Genomic DNA, 17,522 nt, shown 5'->3' on the forward strand with positions numbered 1-17,522 from the left:
AGAAGGGCAAGGACAAGCCGCACGGCGGTATGCACACGGGCTCGGGTGGGCTTGCCCTGGTCGGCGGTGAGGACTGGTCGAAGGAGAAGGACAAGGACTGGTCGAAGGAGAAGGACAAGGACTGGTCGAAGGAGAAGGGCAAGGACAAGCCGCACGGCGGTATGCACACGGGCTCCGGCGGGCTTGCCCTGGTCAACGGCGAGGACTGGTCGAAGGACAAGGACTGGTCGAAGGAGAAGGACAAGGAGAAGCAGGACGGCTACAAGCCGGAGAAGCCGAAGGGCGGCATGCACACCGGTGGCGGCGGCCTTGCGGGCGGCGGCACGAACGTGACCGGCGCGCTGGTCCTGGCCGGCGGGCTGGCCGCGTTCGTCCTCGTCCGACGCAGGAAGGCTGCCGGCGCCGCCTAGCTGCCGGCGCCGCCTAGCTCACCCGTACCGGATGTGGGTCGCCGTCACGAGGGCCGCGACCCGCATCCGGCCCATTGAGGCATTCCGCCCGCATCCGAAAGGTTGTGCCTTCGGTGACGACCCGACCCGACCCCGCCAGAACGGGATCACGCCGACGCACCAGACGGTGGGTCGGCCGAGCCGTGTTCTGGGCCTTGGCAGTGGCCGTGCTGCTCTACACGTTCGGCTCGAAGATGTTCACTCCGGACGCGACCTCACCGGTCACGCCGTCAGCGACTTCCGCGCCGTCCGCGACGGAGCAGGCACCGGCCGCCGCACCGCAACCCGACCGCCCCAAGTCCTCGGCCGGGCCGGAGAAGACCTCGCCGGGCGAATTGGCGATGCCGCGTTCGGCGCCGATCCGTCTGCGGATTCCCAAGATCGGTGTGGACGCGCCGTTCATCGGTTTGAAGATCGGCCCCTCCGGTGCCCTGGACCCGCCTCCGGCGCACGACACGAACCTGGTCGGCTGGCAAAGCGGAGGAATCTCACCCGGCCAGCGCGGCACCGCGATCATCGCGGGCCACCTCGACACCGCCACCTCCCCGGCCGTGTTCGCCCGCCTCACCGAACTGTCACCCGGTGACCGTTTCGAGGTCGACCGCGTCGACGGCACCACCGCCGTCTTCCTCATCGACTCCGTGGAGAGCTTCGACAAGGACGACTTCCCCGACAGCCGCGTCTACGACGACACCCCCAAGGCCCTCGCCCGACTCATCACCTGCGCCGGCGCCTACGACCGTCAGGTGCGGGACTACACCGAGAACCTCGTCGTCTTCGCGCACCTGGACGAGACCGCCTGACACCGCCGAGCTGTCGGCATCGCGAAGCGACGCGCGGCCGCAGGGCGGAGCGCTGCCGCCCCGAGCGCCTGACGGTCTGTCGAACCCTCCTATTCTGGTTCTAGAATAGGGGGATGAACCCTGGCCTGTCCGCTGCCGAGCTGACGCTGCTCGGCCTGCTGGTGGAAGAACCGCGACACGGGTACGAGCTGGAGGCGGTGATCGCCGAGCGAGGAATGCGCGAATGGACGGAGATCGGGTTCAGCTCGATCTACTACCTGCTGACGAAGCTCCGGGAGCGGGGCCTGATCACCCAGACCGAGCCCTCGCGATCGGGGAGCGCCAAGGCGCGCAAGGTCTACGCCGCGACCGCCGAGGGGCGACTGGCTTGCGCGACAGCAGCCGAGGAGGCGATCGCGGACCTCCACCCGGTCTTCCCGCGCGTGCTGGTCGGGCTGGCCAACCAGCCCGCCATCGACCACGAGCGCCTGCTCGCCGCCCTCGACCGGCGTTCTCGTGCCCTCGCGGAGCGCATCGAGCACATCCGTCAGGCGGCCTCGCAGCAGGGCCAGGCACCCGGGTTCGTGCAAGCGATCTTCGACCACACCCTCAGCCAGCTGTCGGCCGAACAGGCCTGGCTGGTCCGCCACCGAGCATCACTCGGCGATACGCGACCTCCGGGAAAGGGCACACCCATGGCGCCGTACGACGTCAAGCGGGAACACAAGGAGCTCTACGCGCCCAAGAACACCTCGTGGGCCGTCCTGGACGTGCCGGAGCAGCAGTTCATCGCCATCGACGGCACCGGCAACCCGAACACCGCGCCCGCCTATACCGGCGCGGTCGAAGCTCTCTACGCGGTCGCCTACGCCCTGAAGTTCGCGAGCAAGCGGACGGCGGACCGCGACTTCGTCGTCGCTCCGCTGGAAGGGCTGTGGTGGGCCGAACGGCCCGAAGCGTTCACGTCCCGTGCCAAGGACACCTGGAACTGGACCATGCTCATCTCCATGCCCTCCTGGATCACTACGGAGATGATCGAGGAAGCCAAGCAGTCCGCACTCGCCAAGAAGAAGAACCCGGCGATCTCCCGACTGCGGCACCTGACACTCCACGAAGGCACCAGCGCCCAAGTACTCCACGTCGGCTCCTACGACGACGAGGCACCCGTGCTGCACGAGCTCCACCACACCTATCTCCAGGCCAACGGCCTGACGGAATCGGGCGTGCACCACGAGGTGTACCTCAGCGACCCTCGCAGGACCGCCCCCGAGAAGCTGAAGACCGTCCTGCGCCAGCCGGTTGTACCCCTCGGCCGGTAGCCGCGACCGCCACCACGCACGGCGAGGAGCATGACGAGCCGGGGCCGAAGGCGAGCGACGCCGGCGTCGGAGGCCGGCGACGCCGGGGCCGGAGACCAGCGCCGGACGGGAAGCGCCGTCGACGCGGGCCGGCCGAAGCGTCGCACAGCCCCGTCGGCCGCCGTGCGAGAGCGGGCGGGCTGACCGTGGTGTCGGATTCCTGCCGGACAGGAGGCGAGAGGCACTGGTTGGCTGGCCGCATGGTCACCGCGCACGCCGACAAAGCCCTGCTCTTCCGCTCCCTCCACAGCTCCGCCCGCCCCCTCGCGCTCGCCAACGCGTGGGACGTGGCGAGCGCCCGTGTCATCGAGGCCGCGGGAGCACCCGCAATCGCCACCACCAGCGCCGGAGTCTCCTGGTCGCTCGGCCACCCGGACGGAGAGGCCCTGTCTCCCGACCAGGTGACGGACCTGGTCGGCCGCGTCGTCGCGGCCGTCGACGTACCGGTCACCGCCGACATCGAGGGCGGGTACGCACAGGACGCCGCCGGTGTCGCCGACACCGTGGAGCGAGTGCTGGAAGCAGGTGCCGTGGGCGTCAACATCGAGGACGGCACCCGCCCGCCGGCCGAACTCGCGGCGCGGCTGACGGTGGCCCGGGCGGCCGCCGACCGAGCAGGCGCGTCCCTCTTCCTCAACGCCCGCATCGACACGTACCTGTTCGCTCTCGGTGACCCCGCCACCCGGCTGGAGGACACCGTCGAGCGGGCGCGCGCGTACGTGGAAGCGGGCGCCGACGGCATCTTCGTCCCCGGTGTCACCGATGCCGCCACCATCGCGGAACTGGCCGTGGGCATCTCCGTGCCGCTCAACATCATGGCCGTCCCCGGGGCGCCGGACGTCGCCACGCTGGGCACCCTCGGCGTGGCTCGGGTCAGCCTCGGCGCGGGAGCCGCTCAGGCCGCGTACGCCGCCACCCGCATGGCGGCACAGCGGCTGTACGACACCGGTGACTACCACCCGCTCACCGATGCCGTCGCCTTCCCCGAAATCAACGGCCTGTTCCCCGGCCCGCGCTGACCAGGTCGCGGCACGCCGAGGCGGCGACGCTCCGAGCCCGTCGGCCCTCGGTGCGACAACGGTGCTCGACACCGATCCCGCCCACGTCCCTGGTCAGGCTCCCGGCCGACGTCCCTGGGCATTCCCCCCTTGCGGAGAAGGCCGTGTACCCCAGACACGGCCTTCTCCTGAGAGCGACGACAAGTCGTGGCGGACACCGCCAGGGAGCGCCGCATTCCCACGGAGGGAGCCCGGAGGTCAGTGGGCTGGAGGTGCCTCCGGGACTCAGGGCCCAGACCTTCGGCACGCAGGGTTCACGGAACGGGCCGCACGGACCCCCCTGTTCTGTGCCACAGGAAGCAAAAGGGTCGTCCGCGTGCTGCGACGGGTCAGGAGTAGACGGTCGTCCAGTCGCCGCTCTGCGAGGTCGGCACCCAGGCGTTCGTCTCTCCGTAGTACGTGGCGAACGAGCACGAACTGCTCTTGTAGAAGGTGACGGTGACCTCCCCCTTCCACCACCAGCCGCCCACCCAGGTGTCCCGGCTCGGGGTGTTGAAGCATCCCGATGCCACGTCGCCGTTCTGGTTGTAACCCTGGATACGAATGGAGTAGACGCTGCCGCTGGTGTCGTGGAAATGGATCTGCTGGCCGTTCGACGCGGCCAGCGACTGCCCGGCGGATCCGAGGACTCCGGCAAAGGCCAGGGCGGCAGCTCCGGCGATGGTGGCGACCTTCTGACGCACGCGCATGTTTCCCCCATGAGATGGATCTTGGAGGCCTCCTCGCGAGACGCGAGGAGGCCGGGAGAGACGGCTGTGCAGGGCCGTCGCCGTCATGGGTGCCAGGAGCCCGACTTGTCGTCGCCCCCGTGGATCCGTTCACGCCAGGGCGGTGTCTCCAGAGGAAAATCTAGGCCCGAGCGGCGCGCGTTGGTGTGCGTGCCGTGCCGAGTTCCTGTGCATCGCGTGCCGCGGGGGAACCAGGGAAGCCGCGCGGTGTTCGGTGGGGGAGATCCCGTACGTTTCTCGGAAGGCCCGGCTGAACCCTGTGGCGCTGGAGAAGCCCCAGCGAGCGGCGATCGTCTGAACGGGCTGACCGCTCAGTTCCGCGGAGGCGAGGTCGGCATGGGCACGCTCAAGGCGGCTCTGGCGGATGCGCGCGGCGATGGTCAGGGGCTGGTCGCCGAAGAGGGCGTAGAGACGCCGCATGGACATGTTGTGCCGATCGGCGATCATCCGAGGGGTCAGGTCCGGGTCGCCGAGATTGTGCTCGATGAAGCGGTAGATCCGCTGCAGCGCTTCTTGCGCACGGGCTTCGGCAGGTGCCTGGCCCGGGTCGCCGAGCTGCTGTGCGAGAAACGCGGTGGCCAGGTCGAGGGCGACGGCCCCCACCCCGCGCAGCTCCTCCAGGCGGCAGTCGGGCCCGCGCGCGAGCACCGACTTGAGGAAGTCGGCCAGGATCGCCCCCGTCCCCGCATCCGCGGCCAGATTCTGCGCGAGCAGGCGGTCCACGCGGTCCGAGCCCAACGCCAGGGCCTGACGGGGAATCTGCAGGACCACCGACTCGATCTGCCCGCCTGCGCATTCCCCCTCACTCGGTCGCGAGGTGTCCGTGAGCACGAGTCCCCCCGTGATCACCGATTCGGTCCCGCGCTGGGAGATCCTGAAATCACCCTGGGTGATGAGCGCCAGCTGCAGGTGCTCCGGGTCGCCACGGCGGACATGACTCGAGGTACGGCGCGAGACCACCGGTGAGCAGGCCATGGCGGACAGCCGCACCACGCCGAGATCCATGTACGTGATGCCCGCCCGGAAGTCTGCCGTGTTCCGGGAGCTGAGCGTCACGGGCATGACGTCGCTGGACACCGTTTCGCAGAACCAGTCAAATGTGTCCTCACGCTCCACGACGGCATCCGACGTCACCAGCAATCCCATGTGCACTCCCACGCCTCGACGTGACAGCGATCCGGTCCCTCACCGGTTGCCGCACAGCCGTGCATTCACCCCCGCCGCCACACGAACGATTATTCAGATATGTGCCTGCGCAGGCGCGATGGGCCCCTCACGGTGTCCGCCGACGAGCCGACGAGCCACCCCGCCGACGAGCCGACGAGCCACCCCGCCGACGAGCCGCCCCGCCGACTCCGCCCGCAGCAGGGCACCCAGGCGGCGCCGGACCACAGGCGTGGCCGGCGATCACGTAGCCGGAGGGAAACAGGCACTGCGGTCCCTTCCTGACACGCCACCAGGCGCGAACGGGTGAGGGTCGGCCCGAGGACCCTCTCGACGGTGTTCTCTGGTCGCACGTGCACCACGACCACGACCGGGAGACCCCATGATCAAGCCGGACCAGCTCGTCGACCCCGCCGTCCGCTCCTTCGTCACCGCCGTCAACTCCGGTGACCAGGAGGCCTTCCATGCCACTCTGACTCCCGGCGCGACCATGTCCGACGACGGGTCGGACCGCGATCTGACCGACTGGGCGGACCGCGAGATCTTCTCCTCCCGCGGCCACATGTCGGTCGAGAAGCAGACCGACGACGGCCGGTCCCTCATCGTCGACTACCGGAACGACACCTGGGGAGAGATGCGCACCGCTTGGCGGTTCACGGTCTCCGACGGCCGCATCAGCCGCTTCGAGACCGGTCAGGCCTGACCGGGGGCGAGAGGGCCAGCAGCCGGGAGCCGTCCTTCGGGGCGGCTCCTCGCGCATCCGCCCCGGCGTCCCGCGTACGAGCCGTCCTGGACGTGGCGCCCGCCCGCGTGAAAGTCGCCCTCGGGGGAGACGACGGGCCCCGGTCGGGCCTCACGCGGCGGCAAGTCACCGCGTCCCGCCCTGTACGGGCCGGTTCACGCGCTTCCGTGCCGGGGGTCGGGTCGCTGTGCCATGCTGGCTCACGCTCACGTGACGGGCGTGCGCGTGGGGACCGGATGGCGTCTCACGGGGGTGTGGCATGCAGCCGTTGACTGCGACCGATCCGCGCCGGGTGGGAGCGTACCGGCTGTTGTACCGCTTGGGGGAGGGCGGCATGGGCCGCGTCTACCTCGGCCGGTCGCCCGGTGGCCGGACGGTCGCCCTCAAGGTGGTGCACGGGACGATCGCCGGCGACCCCGGCTTCCGCCGGCGTTTCGCTCGCGAGGTCAGGGCCGCTCAGTCGCTCCGGGGAGCGGGGACCGTGCCGGTCCTGGACGCCGACCTGGAGGCAGAGGTGCCGTGGCTCGCCACGGCGTACGTACCGGGGCCCGCACTCTCGGACGCCGTCATCGGCCACGGCCCGCTGCCCCAGCAGTCCCTGTGGCGGCTGTTCTCCGGACTCGCGAAGGCGCTGGAGGGGGTGCACGAGGCGGGCCTGGTGCACCGGGACGTCAAACCGTCCAACGTGCTGCTCTCCCAGTCGGGGCCGCTCCTCATCGACTTCGGCATCGCCCGGTCCGCCGACGAGACGGCGCTGACCGGGACCGGCCTGGTGGTGGGGTCGCCCGGGTACATGTCGCCGGAGCAGGCTGAGGGCCGGGCCGTCGGGCCGGCGGCGGACGTGTTCTGCCTGGGAGCGGTGCTGGCCTTCGCGGCGACCGGGCGCGGCCCGTTCGGCGGCGGGTCGGTGGCCGAACTGCTGTACCGGCTCGTACATCACGAACCGGATCTCGACGGGGTCGGGGGTCGCCTCGGGGACCTGGCCCGGCACTGCATGGCCAAGCGGCCCGACGAGCGCCCGACGGTCACGGAGCTCGCCGCCGCGACCGAGGAGCGGGCGGGCACGGGCCCCTGGCTGCCGGCGCCCGTGGTGGCCGCCATCGCGCAGAAGGCGGAGGAACTGCTCAACGCGGAGGCGGAGGAGCTGGAGGGGGAAGCGGAGCACCGGGCGTCGTCCGGGCCGGCTCACCAGCCGGCGCCGGCGGCGGTGTCAGGACCGGACGCGGTGGCCACCACCGCGCCTCCCCCGCACACCCCGCAGCCCACGGCGCTCCTTCCCGGCAGGTCACCGTTCGGCCCGGCCCGTGCTCGCGCCGCCTCGTCCACCGCGTCCTCGCGGCGCGAGATCGCCGTCAAGGCCCTGACCACGGGTCTCGGCAGACCGCTCTACGGGCTCTTCTTCCTGATCCCGGTCGTCGCTCTGCTCATCGGAGGGTTCGACCTGCTGGACCGGGCCGCGCAGTACCCGTCCGAATCAGAGCAGCCGAGCGGTGCGCACGAGTGGGCCATGAACGACTGGTGGCGCTTCCCCGTGACGCTCCTGCTCTTCGGCGCGATGGCCTGGCTCCACGTCTACCGGAAGCGGCTGATGACCGTCCCGCCCGTCAGGGTCCGGCTGTGGTCGGCCGGCATCGGCCTGTACTGGATCGCCCTGATGGCCGGCACGGCCCTGCACCTGGTGTGGTTCATGATCGTGCAGGAGGACATGCCCTACGAGGCCGGCGACCACCCGCTCCTGTGGGTGGCCATGCCGGTGATCATCATCGGGGCGGCCCTCTCACCCGCCCTGCTGATCGCGTCGGTCTTGCGGATCGTGAGGGCCTGAGCCGAAAGGCCGCCGAGCACGAACCAGTGGGGACGTCCGTCCAGGGCCCGGCACCGACGCGTACCGTCTTGCCGCAGTCCGAGCCCGAGCCGGACTGTCGGTCACGCTCCGTATGCTGTCGCCATGAGCATGAACGGGGAGTACCTGCGTGTCACGCCTGCCGAACTGGACCGGGCCCTGGAGGATCCCGAGTGGGCGTGGGACCTCGTCGAGGAGACTCAGGATGCGCGGGCGGAGGAGGAACCTGCACCGGCCGAGGCGCGGCACTTCACCACCCACCAGACATGGCACCTGCTCGGGTTCCTCCTGCAACGCTCGGGCTTCCCCGTCGACATCGTCCACGGCGAGGAGTCCCTCGGCACCGACGACTGGGGTTACGGACCGCCGCGGTACCTGACACCAGAGCGGGTACAGCTGGCCGCTGAAACGCTGCACCGCACGTCGTACGACCAGCTCATTCAGGGTGTCCACCCCTCCGACCTCACCAAGGCCGAGATCTACCCCCAGATCTGGGACTCGCCCGCCTCACTGGAGTGGGCCGGCGACCTCTTCACCCTGCTGACGGAGTTCTTCCGGGGCGCCGCATCCGCCGGTCACGCGATGCTGATGTGGATCGACTGATCCACCAAGGGCCAGCGTCGGGGGTGAAGACACGCCCGAGGGGCTCTGCCGGTGCGGCAGGTGTCCGGTCTGGTTACGGTCGATGTCAGCGTCGTCCGGCAGGTCACGATCGTGTCCGCGCCGTACCACCGCCACCGCGAACAGCCGCAGCATCAGCAGCAGTTCAACCGCGACCACGCCCGGCTGAGAGCCCCCGGCGAACGCGCCTTCGCCTTCGCCCAGTGGAAAGCCTGACGGCTGCTCCGACGAGCCAGATGCTCCACCCGCCGCATCGGCACCATCGTGCAAGCTGTCCATACGCTGCTGACCTGCAACTATCCAAGATGAAAGAGGCCGAAGGAATCAGGCCGACCTCCTCCCCTGTGCCTTCACATCGAGACGCACGAGCGCGCCGATCTCCACGAGCTGGTCCGGCAGTGCCAAGTCGGAAACGCCCATGACCGTGCTGGCCGGCCGGTGCTCCCCGAAGTACTCCGCGTGGAGGCGTGCTGTCGTGTCGAAGTTCTCCCGCAGGTTCCTCACCAGAACCGTGGTCTCCACTATCTGGCCACGCTCGGCCCCGAACTGCCTCAGTACCAGGTCCAGGTTCTCCAGCGTGGTGCGGACCTGCAGTTCGAAGTCACCGGCGCCCACGAAGTCGCCGTGACGGTCATGAGACAGCTGCCCCGACACATAGACCGTGTCACCGACCTGGGTGGCCTGGCTGTACCCGTACAACGACTCCCACGGCATGCCGAACCCGAACGTCTTCACCTGAGAACCCATGGCTCACTCCCTCGATGCGGTGCGCGGGGCCGTCGGTCGCAGGCAGGCCCCTTGTACGCAGAAGTTACGGGTTCGCACGAACGATGCTTGTCCCGTAGCGCCGTCCCCGTGTTCTGTGTGCGCACAAAATGGGCGCTGCAGTGGGCTCTTCCGGGCGCCGGTGTGATGAGTGGACGACTACGCCGACGACGAGGGACGCGGGATCACCTACGCCACCGCCAGTGCCGGGGCCTGCGCCGCCGGGAACGCGGTGCGCTCATCGAACAGGCCCTTGCGCATCAAACAGGGGCGGGCTCGGTTGACGGCGGTGCTGGGCAGGCTGGGACGTGCTGTGGATCGACGCGGGCTGGTGCTGCGTCTTCGGACGCTGCTCGACGCTCTCGTCGCGCCCCATGATCACATGCCGCCCGCCTCCGGTGACCGCCCCCGAGGGCGGCGCCCGCCTCCGGTGACCGGCCCCCGAGGGCGGTCACCGTCTCGCCGCCCGCCTGCTGCCCCCGCCTCCACCGCGTCGGCGTGCCCGCCCGGCACACGCGAGGGACCCTGGAGGTATGGCACGAGCCAACGACGAGGTCGAGGCGCTGCTCCAGGAGTACGCCGACCTCATCGCGATTCGGGGCGGGGAGGCATTCAGGGCGCGCTCCTACGAGAAGGCCGCGCGTGCCGTCGGGGGCTACCCGCAGGACATCTCGGGACTGGACGCGAAAGGGCTGCTCGAGATCCCGAACGTCGGCAGGTCCGTCGCCGACAAGATCCTGGAGTACCTGCGGACCGGCCGGATGTCCGTCGTCGACGAGGCCCGGACGTCCGTGCCGGCCGGAGTGCGCGAGCTGATCGCGATTCCCGGTCTGGGCCCTCGCAAGGCCATGGTCCTCTACGAGGAGCTGGGCGTCACCACCGTCGACCAGCTGATCGACGCCGTCCACCAGGAACGGCTGCGCGACCTCAAGGGCTTCGGGGAACGGACCGAGGAGAACATCCTGCACGGCATCGCCGTCCTGCAGAAGGCGGGCGAGGGCCGGATCCTCGTCAGCGCCGCCATGGACATGGCCGAGCAGCTCGTCGGCGAGCTGTCGGACGTCCGAGGCTGCGTCCGGTGCGCGTACGCGGGGTCCCTGCGCCGTATGAAGGAGACCATCGGCGACCTCGACATCCTCGTGGCGGCGCGCCGGTCCGCCCCGTTCATGGATGCCCTCGTCGCCCTTCCGCTCACGGCCGAGGTCATCGCGCACGGGGAGAAGAAGACCTCCGTACGGACCGTCACGGGCCTCCAGGTGGACCTGCGGGTCCTCCCGCCGGCCTCCTGGGGCGCGGGACTGCAGTACTTCACCGGCTCCAAGGCGCACAACATCCGCACGCGCGAACTCGCGGTGCGCCAGGGCCTCAAGCTGTCCGAGTACGGACTCTTCGACGCCGAGAGCGGCGACAACCTCGCCTCCGAAGCGGAAGAAGCGATCTACGCCAGGCTCGGACTGCCCTGGATCCCGCCGACGCTGCGCGAGGACCGCGGCGAGATCGCGGCCGGCCTGCGCGGTGAACTCCCCACGCTCCTCACGGAGAAGGACATCCGCGGCGATCTGCACACCCACACCGACCTGACCGACGGCCTGGCCTCCCTGGAGGACATGATCGGTGCTGCCGCCGCACGCGGATACGCCTACTACGCCGTCACCGACCACGCCCCGAACCTGTACATGCAGCGCATGACCGACGAGAAGATGCTCGCCCAGCGCGAGCGCGTACGCGCACTGGACGGCACGCACCACAAGATGCGGCTGCTGCACGGCACGGAACTCAACATCGGCCCGGACGGCTCCCTGGACTGGCCCGACGAGTTCCTCGCGGACTTCGACATCTGTGTGGCCTCGGTCCACTCCCACTTCAACCAGAGCAGGCGGGAGCTCACCCGCCGCCTCATCCGCGCCTGCGAGAACCCGTACGTCGCCGTCATCGGCCACCCCACGACCCGCCGGATCGGCAAACGCCCGGGCATCGACGCCGACTTCGACGCCGTCTTCGAGGCCTGCGCGCGCACGGGCACCGCTCTGGAGGTCAACGCGCATCCCGAGCGTCTCGACCTGTGCGACGAGGACATCCTGCGCGCGAAGCGGTACGGCGTGAAGTTCGCCGTGAACTCGGACGCGCACGCCACCACGCATCTGTCCTACCTGCGCTACGGCGTGGCCACGGCCCAGCGCGGCTGGCTGACGAAGGACGACGTCATCAATGCCTGGCCGCTGACGAGGCTGCGCCGGTTCGTGGGCAAGAGGGGCCTGCGCGAGAAGGGTGCCTGAAGCCGAGACGCTTGGGATGTGCGAAGTTCGTCGTTCCATGGCGGTCGACGGTGATATTCCTGGGATGAAGGCGCTCTCAGCAGTCCGCCCCTGCCCCGCGTGCGACAGCGCATGGAGCCACCCCTGCCGCATTCTTCACGTCCGACTCAGCAGTCCCGATCGGACTTCCGCTGTGACATCTTTACGTCATGGTCACGGTGTGATGATCAATCGGTTCGCGTGCTTCTCATCCGCCTTGCGGCCGGAATAGTATTGCTCTGCGTTCCGGTCGACTCGCGGTGTGTGACACAGGGGGTGCTGTTGTCCGGTGGCCGGTCGCGCATTTCGTCATCGGATCCGTGACTCATGGAATTGGGTGACCCATGCCTCCTCGGCTCGTCGGCCATCAAGGCTCTCTGACAGGACAGCAGTTCCCGATCGGCGCCACACCGGTAACCCTGGGCCGCAGCAACGACAACAGTGTGGTGATCACGGTGGGGAACGTATCGCGCTTCCACGCCGAGGTGCGTCGGGAACGCCACGGATTCGTGTTGTACGACAGTGGCAGCAGTAATGGGACGAGGGTCAACGGGACGCGTGTGACGTCGCACGAACTGCAGCCCGGAGATCTCATCGAGATAGGAACCGAGACGTTCCGCTTCGAAGCGGCCGACGCGATGGAGACCATCCTCGACCTCTCCGTACTGGGGCCGCTCACTCCCTCCAAGGCGACCCTGGCGGCAGGGCCCGTGCTGCGGGTCACGGTGTCCGGCGGTGGTCCGGTCGGCCTGAGCTTCGCTCTGCTCCTCGAACATCTCATGGGGCCCCGTGTGGCCATCACCGTGTACGACGGACGGTGGGTCCAGGAGGGGACGAAGGTCGTCTGGAAGAGCGAGGGGCAGGGAAACGTCAGACGGCAGCAGGTCGTCACCGTGCAGAGCCGCCAGTACCTGAACCTCCCCGAAGAAGTGCAGGGACGTCTGTTTCGCGGCGACGCGTACTCCGAAATGTGGCCGGTGGGCCCCGATTCGCTGCGCGGCTACAAACCGAGGAACCTCCGTATCGCCTACATCGAGGACACCCTCCTCGAATTGGCCAACGAAAAGGCGGACCGGATCCGACTTGTTCCCGAGGTGTTCGATCCGGCCGAGTACCACCAGGCCGAGGGCAAGGACCATGTGCTCGCCGTCTGCGAGGGAGGTCGCTCCCGAACGCGGGAGTATTTCACCGACAAGTTCGGAAACGCCGACAAGTCCATCTACTCGCTGCACGGTGAGCACGTTCAGGACGTCGTCCTGGGCCTGCGCGTCAAGTCGAATCTGACGGACCCCATGACGGTCCTGCTGACCGTGGCCCAGAACCGCTTCCTCCTGAACGCCCTTCGCGGCGAGGGGTTTCTGAACATGCGACTCACCGATGCCGAGGCCGCAGAAGTGATCGGCATCGATCCGGTCCGGCACGTGTTCGAGGAATGCATCGCCTCACGCCCGTGCGTCATGGGACGGGACGACCACGGCGACTTCCAGTGTCCGACGCACAGCACGCTGTTCCTCCCCGCCATGGTCAGGGGCTCGGCTCTGTGGAAGCGGGTGCTGCAAGGGCTGGCGCTGTTCGGTGTCGCCGAGAGCGACCTGCGCGCCGTCACGGCCTTCCGGCTCGACATGGTCCAGCGGCCCAGGTTCACCACACGGCTGCGCCCGGCCACGCCGACCACGCCCGGGACCTACGGGTTCCTGCTCGGCGATGCCGCCAACGCCATCCACTTCTGGCCCGGACGCGGGCTCAACAGCGGTCTGGGCTCCGCCATCTCGCTGGCCCGGTCCCTCAACGGCGCATGGACCGGCCGGGTGTTCCGGGACGCCGACTTCGCGCGCCATGAGGCGGCCATGTCCATGCTCCAGTACCGGCACAAGAGCCGGGCCTGGAACACGATGATCACCACCGACGAGAACGGCGTCAGCCGCGCCATCAAGGAGAAGATCGCACAGAGCATCGAGGACTCCCAGGGGAAGGGCGACCTGGAACGGGACGCCTGCATCGACGCCCTCATGGAAAGGCTCCGGGGAATCCGTGACCGGTTGGCGTCACGCGTCCCCGGCATGCCCGACGACCCGACCCTCCGGAACCACATGGAAACACTCGACTCCGCCACCCTGCGCACCCTGTTGGAGAGCGGAGCGTGGGACACCCTGATCGTCGGGGGCGAAGAGGTGGACATCGACATCTTCTACCAGCAGGACCCGCGGGCCACGGCCGCCCCCACGAAGGCCCCCGCCGCGACATGATCGCGGAATCCCGCCAACTCCTCGACGGAGCCGCCCCCAGGGTGTCTACTGCCCCCGACGCACCGGACCGCGGGAAGGGCGGGGGAAGGGCAGGGGGAGCGGCGCGGGAAGGCCCCGGGAAGGGCAGGGGGAGCGGCGCCGGGAGGCCGTGGGAGGGACACGGGGAAGGGGGCGCGGCATGAGGTCCGACGGATCGGCGGAGCGCCGGAACGGCATCTACGGTGGAACGTTCCGCATGCCGGTGGTCCAGGCCGGCGGTGACGTCACCGTCCACTTCGAGAACCCCGACGGCCCGGTCCTGCCCCCCGCCCCCGTGGTGAGCACCGCGCCGCCGTTCGGGCTGCGGGACCCCGCGCGGCCCTTGCGCGGCCGGCACGAGGAGATCGACCGGCTGACCCGGCTGCTCTCCGGGCCGTCCGACGGGACGGTCCACGTCCTGTGCGGGCCCGGCGGGTGCGGGAAGACCGCCCTCGCACTCGAAGTGGCCCACCAGGTCCCGTTCCGCCGCTGGTGGATCGACGCCCGGCACCGGTCCTCCCTGGAGGCCGGGCTACTGGCCGTCGCCCGGCGGCTGGGCGCTTCCCTCGACCACGGCACCGGAGACCCCGCGGACGGCCTCTGGGACCGACTGACGCACCTCGAAGAGCCCTGGCTGCTCGTCGTGGACAACGCCGACGATCCCGCCGTACTGGACGGCCATGGCCGGCTGGCGGACGGCACGGGATGGGTCCGGCCCCATCTCGCCCCGTACGGGCACGTCATCGTCACCAGCCGCGACGCCGCCCGCCGTACCTGGGGCACGGCATCGACCCCGCACCGACTGGGTGTCCTCGGGGAAGAGGACGCGGCACGGGTGCTGCTGGACCACGCGGGCACCCGCTCCGGTGGGCCCGCGGACGCCGTCGTACTGGCCCGGCGGCTGGGCGGGCTTCCCCTCGCCCTGCGCACCGCGGGACGGTACCTCGCGGAGGCGACGGCCGTGCCCGACGCCTTCCGCGACGCCACGGTGCCCACCGCATTCTCGGCGTACCGGGAGACCCTGGAAGCCAGGCCGGAACTGCTCGACCCCGACGGGTCGATCGCGAGCACCTGGGAACTCTCCCTCGACCTGTTGGACCGGCGGGGCCTGACCCGGGCCCGCGGCCTGCTCGGCCTGCTCTCCGCCTTCGCGGACGCGCCCATACCGTACGTCCACCTGCTGCACCCGCCGATGCTGTCGGTCGAGGACGGTTTCTCCGGCCTCGACGGCCCGGGCCTGTGGAGCCATCTGCGGTCGACGGCCGACTTCGGGCTGCTCGACCTGCCGGCGCCGGAAGGCGACGCCCCGCACCTGCTGTACCTCCACCCGCTGGTCCGCGCCTTCAACGCCGACCGCTCCCTGCTCCCCCTGGCCGTCCGGCTCCTGAGCCGCGCGGCCGGAGCCGACCCCGCCGCCGACCCCCACGAGGTCCCGCGGCAGCCGGACTGGAACGTGCTCGCGGCGCACGCCCTCCACCTGGCGCGGCGCGCCGTCGACGCGGATGCCGACGACACCGTCGTCGAACGTGCCCTCACCGCCGCGCTCGGGGCGGCCGTGCACCACCGCGACAACGGTCTGTTCCAGCAGGCCCACGCGGACATCGAGTTCGTCCGCGGCTCCGCGGAGCGACGCTGGGAACGCGAACACCCGGTCGTCCAGGCGGCTGCCCACGCCCGCGCCGCCACGCTGCGGACGATGGGTCGGCTGCGCGAGGCCGAGGAGGAACTGCGCGAGGTGGTGGAGGTCCGCCGCCGCACCTCCGGGGAGCGGCACCCGGCCACCCTGGCCGCCAGGCACGACCTCGGCGCGGTCCTGAACTCCCTCGCCCGGCGGACCGAGGCCCGGGCAGAATTCGAGCTCGTTCTGCAGGCGCGGGTGGAGTCGCTCGGCGCATGGCATCCCGTCACGCTCAGGACGCGGCACCGGCTGGCCCGGGTGCTCTTCGCGCAAGGTGCCTACGCCGAGTCGCTCGCCGAGTTCGACACGGTGCTCGCCGGCCCGGACGCGCGCGCCGACGACCCGGCCACGCTGACCACACGTCACCATCGCGCCCGGGTGCTGCTGGCGCGGGGCGAGGCGGAGAAGGCGACGGAAGAGTTCGACGCCCTGCTTCGGGACCGACGGCGCGTGCTCGGCCCGGACCACCCCCTGGTGACCACCACCCGCCACAACCTCGCCCTGGCCCTCCTCGCCCAGGGCCGGCCCGCGGAGGCCGAACGCGAACTGCGCGCCGTCCTGTTCGACCAGCGAAGGATCTTCGGCGAACGCCACTACTACACCCTCGCCACCCGCCACGAGCTCGCCCGGGCCGTCTTCGCCCAAGGCCACAACGAGGAGGCCGAGTCGGAGACGGCCCGGGTCCTCGCCGTCCAGCGGGAGGTGCTCGGTGACGACCACTCCTACACCCTGGCCACCCGCCACACCCACGCCGAGACCGTCGCCGCCTCGGGCAGGACCGCGGAGGCGGCGGCGGAGCTGGTGCGGGTCCTCGCCCGCCGCACCCGGACCTTGGGAGCGGATCACCCCCAGACGGTCGCCACGCGCACCGCACTGAGCGCGATCACGCCCTCGCCGGGCGCCGAGGCGTGAAACCCGGAGTCACGAGGAGCGGAGTCGACGATCCCGTGCGCGGGAAGAGGCAGAGGGCAGAAACGCGAGGACCGCCGGCCTTCGGTCCGGGCCGTCGGCGGCCACGGGTGTTCCACGTTCGTCAGCCCGTTCCGGGAAGGCGACCACGGATGGTGGAGGGTGATGAGGATGGATCCGATAGCAGTGGGGCTGCTGGCAGCGCTCGCCGGCGGGGCCGGCGGTGAGCTGGGGCGGCAGGCATGGGCAGGACTGGGGGCGCTGGTGCGGCGTCCGTTCGGGCGTGGAGACCGCGCGGACCCGCCGGAGCCCGTGGTCAGCCCCGGCGTCGCGGAGCTGGACCTGCTGGCACAGGACCCGGACGATCCGGAGCGGGCGCAGGCATTGAGCACGGCCCTGGCGGTCCGGGCGGCCGTGGACCCCGAATTCGGTGCCGGTCTGGAGACCTGGCACCGACAGGCGCATCGGGTGCGCAGCGGAGAAGGCGACGTCCACAACCACATCAGCGGAGGCTCTCTGTACGGGCCGGTGCTGCAGGGCCGGGACTTCTCCGGGCTGACGTTCACACTCTCCCCGTCCCCGGCGCTGCCCCCTGCGGTCGAAGGTGACGGCGGCGGGCTGCCGCCGACGCGGGGCTGACCGCGACGGCCGGGGATGCCGGCTCGGCGAGTACGAGACCGGCCGGCGGTCCTGGCGTGGTCGAGCGCGGTCAGAGTCCACGGAGCGCGACCGACACGGACGTCATGTACGCCTCGTCCAACTGACCGTCAGGGAACTGCCGGGCGAGGTGGCTCCGCTCCGCGGCGAGGAAGGCGCCTGCCCGCGACTCCTCCAGCACGATGACCGCCGAGTGCGTGGCCACATCGT

At 70.3% G+C, this 17,522-nt stretch carries 15 protein-coding genes and 1 pseudogene; 12 read left to right on the plus strand and 4 right to left on the minus strand.

Annotated elements, in window-relative coordinates; translation table 11 throughout:
* The 4 genes from AB0M16_RS20325 to AB0M16_RS20340 form a co-directional block, all read left to right on the plus strand.
* On the plus strand, nucleotides 1–410 hold a 410-nt coding region (locus AB0M16_RS20325; protein WP_365344722.1), incomplete at its 5' end, for a hypothetical protein.
* Between the two features lie 233 nt (nucleotides 411–643).
* Nucleotides 644–1,252 (plus strand): class F sortase, encoded by a 609-nt coding sequence (locus AB0M16_RS20330; protein ID WP_365344797.1) that lies wholly within the window; start codon nucleotides 644–646, stop codon nucleotides 1,250–1,252.
* Between the two features lie 113 nt (nucleotides 1,253–1,365).
* A complete protein-coding gene (locus AB0M16_RS20335) occupies nucleotides 1,366–2,550 on the plus strand; it encodes a GyrI-like domain-containing protein (protein ID WP_365344723.1) in 1,185 nt (394 codons plus the stop codon).
* 239 nt (nucleotides 2,551–2,789) lie between these two features.
* Nucleotides 2,790–3,608 carry an isocitrate lyase/phosphoenolpyruvate mutase family protein gene (locus AB0M16_RS20340; RefSeq protein WP_365344725.1) on the plus strand — a complete coding sequence of 273 codons (819 nt, stop codon included), beginning with the start codon at nucleotides 2,790–2,792 and terminating at the stop codon, nucleotides 3,606–3,608.
* Nucleotides 3,609–3,976: 368 nt separating this feature from the next.
* Here the strand turns inward: AB0M16_RS20340 and AB0M16_RS20345 are convergent, their stop codons facing one another.
* Together AB0M16_RS20345 and AB0M16_RS20350 are read right to left on the minus strand one after the other, a co-directional pair.
* Nucleotides 3,977–4,336: a hypothetical protein gene (locus AB0M16_RS20345; protein ID WP_365344727.1), complete on the minus strand. Its 360-nt coding sequence runs from the start codon at nucleotides 4,334–4,336 to the stop codon at nucleotides 3,977–3,979.
* Between the two features lie 129 nt (nucleotides 4,337–4,465).
* A complete protein-coding gene (locus AB0M16_RS20350) occupies nucleotides 4,466–5,521 on the minus strand; it encodes a helix-turn-helix domain-containing protein (RefSeq protein ID WP_365344729.1) in 1,056 nt (351 codons plus the stop codon).
* A 400-nt stretch (nucleotides 5,522–5,921) separates the two neighbouring features.
* Between AB0M16_RS20350 and AB0M16_RS20355 the strand changes: the two genes are divergently transcribed.
* The 4 genes and pseudogenes from AB0M16_RS20355 to AB0M16_RS20370 all read left to right on the plus strand — a co-directional run.
* The gene (locus tag AB0M16_RS20355; RefSeq protein WP_365344731.1) at nucleotides 5,922–6,242 is read left to right on the plus strand and encodes a nuclear transport factor 2 family protein; all 321 of its coding nucleotides are present in this window, start codon (nucleotides 5,922–5,924) and stop codon (nucleotides 6,240–6,242) included.
* Nucleotides 6,243–6,540: 298 nt separating this feature from the next.
* Complete coding sequence (locus AB0M16_RS20360) at nucleotides 6,541–8,106, plus strand: protein kinase (RefSeq protein WP_365344733.1); 1,566 nt, start codon at nucleotides 6,541–6,543, stop codon at nucleotides 8,104–8,106.
* A gap of 123 nt (nucleotides 8,107–8,229) precedes the next feature.
* Complete coding sequence (locus AB0M16_RS20365; protein ID WP_365344735.1) at nucleotides 8,230–8,727, plus strand: YfbM family protein; 498 nt, start codon at nucleotides 8,230–8,232, stop codon at nucleotides 8,725–8,727.
* A gap of 120 nt (nucleotides 8,728–8,847) precedes the next feature.
* A pseudogene (locus tag AB0M16_RS20370) lies at nucleotides 8,848–9,054 on the plus strand (IS5/IS1182 family transposase); the annotation flags it as partial.
* A gap of 15 nt (nucleotides 9,055–9,069) precedes the next feature.
* On the opposite strand, the gene AB0M16_RS20375 reads toward AB0M16_RS20370, so the two are convergent.
* Nucleotides 9,070–9,492, minus strand: coding sequence for a RidA family protein (locus tag AB0M16_RS20375; RefSeq protein WP_365344737.1), 423 nt, complete (start codon nucleotides 9,490–9,492; stop codon nucleotides 9,070–9,072).
* A 551-nt stretch (nucleotides 9,493–10,043) separates the two neighbouring features.
* Here AB0M16_RS20375 and polX point away from each other — a divergent pair.
* The 4 genes from polX (at nucleotide 10,044) to AB0M16_RS20395 (ending at nucleotide 17,294) form a co-directional block, all read left to right on the plus strand.
* Nucleotides 10,044–11,786 (plus strand): DNA polymerase/3'-5' exonuclease PolX, encoded by a 1,743-nt coding sequence (gene polX, locus AB0M16_RS20380; protein ID WP_365344740.1) that lies wholly within the window; start codon nucleotides 10,044–10,046, stop codon nucleotides 11,784–11,786.
* A gap of 362 nt (nucleotides 11,787–12,148) precedes the next feature.
* The gene (locus tag AB0M16_RS20385; RefSeq protein ID WP_365344742.1) at nucleotides 12,149–14,050 is read left to right on the plus strand and encodes an FHA domain-containing protein; all 1,902 of its coding nucleotides are present in this window, start codon (nucleotides 12,149–12,151) and stop codon (nucleotides 14,048–14,050) included.
* A 178-nt stretch (nucleotides 14,051–14,228) separates the two neighbouring features.
* On the plus strand, nucleotides 14,229–16,658 hold the full coding sequence (locus AB0M16_RS20390; protein WP_365344745.1) for a tetratricopeptide repeat protein: 2,430 nt from the start codon (nucleotides 14,229–14,231) through the stop codon (nucleotides 16,656–16,658).
* A gap of 168 nt (nucleotides 16,659–16,826) precedes the next feature.
* On the plus strand, nucleotides 16,827–17,294 hold the full coding sequence (locus AB0M16_RS20395) for a hypothetical protein (protein ID WP_365344747.1): 468 nt from the start codon (nucleotides 16,827–16,829) through the stop codon (nucleotides 17,292–17,294).
* 70 nt (nucleotides 17,295–17,364) lie between these two features.
* On the opposite strand, the gene AB0M16_RS20400 is transcribed toward AB0M16_RS20395, so the two are convergent.
* On the minus strand, nucleotides 17,365–17,517 hold the full coding sequence (locus AB0M16_RS20400) for a hypothetical protein (RefSeq protein ID WP_365344749.1): 153 nt from the start codon (nucleotides 17,515–17,517) through the stop codon (nucleotides 17,365–17,367).
* Nucleotides 17,518–17,522 lie beyond the last annotated feature (5 nt).

Origin of the sequence: Streptomyces sp. NPDC051921 (assembly GCF_040680975.1) — a bacterium.
Lineage (GTDB): Bacteria > Actinomycetota > Actinomycetes > Streptomycetales > Streptomycetaceae > Streptomyces.